A 787-nucleotide genomic window follows, 5' to 3' on the forward strand; every position below is an offset into this window, starting at 1 on the left:
AACTATACGCGGACAAGCAGGAATTGTACAAACGGCTTTATTTTTTCAGGCATTTTTCTATGAATCAGTTTACTATTGATTTAAAGCAACAGGCGAAAAAAGGGGAAAGCTTGAAGAAAAGTCTTGAGAGGATTGGCGAGGGGTATAGAGCGAGGATACTGGGGTAAGAATTTTACCACAAACCACACGAAGAGACAAAAACCTTAAGTTTTCCCAATCTTAGCCATTATAACTTATATCTACCAGTTAGATTGTTTTACCCGATACCGGTCGCAACCTAAATACAAGGAGGATATATGTCAAGAACTGGGATTGCGTTATATATAACCGTAATAATAGTTGTATGTATCTCCGTGCATTTTAGTAAATCAAATGAACATAAACAGAAAAACGCCTCCGCAATGCTAATCTCTTTTGGCAGGGATAAATACGGATTATTGGCATCCGACTATGATAAAAACGGCTGGGCGAAAGTAAACGGCAAATGGGTTAGCAATCCAAGAAACGACGCATCGGTAAAATACTCAAACGACCAATATACGACGACTTCTTCAAATACGGGTTCAACACATTCAGTTACCGGAAATTTCACATCCATAGAAGAAATATATCCGATTCTGGAAAGGGTGGCTAATGAGCTTCAATATTCCGATATTCCGGCATTACAAAAATCATTTAATAACTGGAAGCCTTTATCCCCAAATAGTTTTTATGAATATAACGGATTAAAGTTTTATAGCCAACAGTCCCTTATGGATTATAAATTACAACAAGCGAGAGATTGGGG

The 787-nt window shown here is 37.6% G+C and carries 1 protein-coding gene; it reads left to right on the forward strand.

What is annotated here, in order from left to right; genetic code table 11:
- Nucleotides 1–296: 296 nt before the first annotated feature.
- Nucleotides 297–787 (forward strand): hypothetical protein (locus ACYVTD_RS14660; RefSeq protein WP_461248456.1); only part of this gene is annotated, 491 nt, incomplete at its 3' end.

This window comes from Treponema sp. R6D11, from assembly GCF_054786075.1.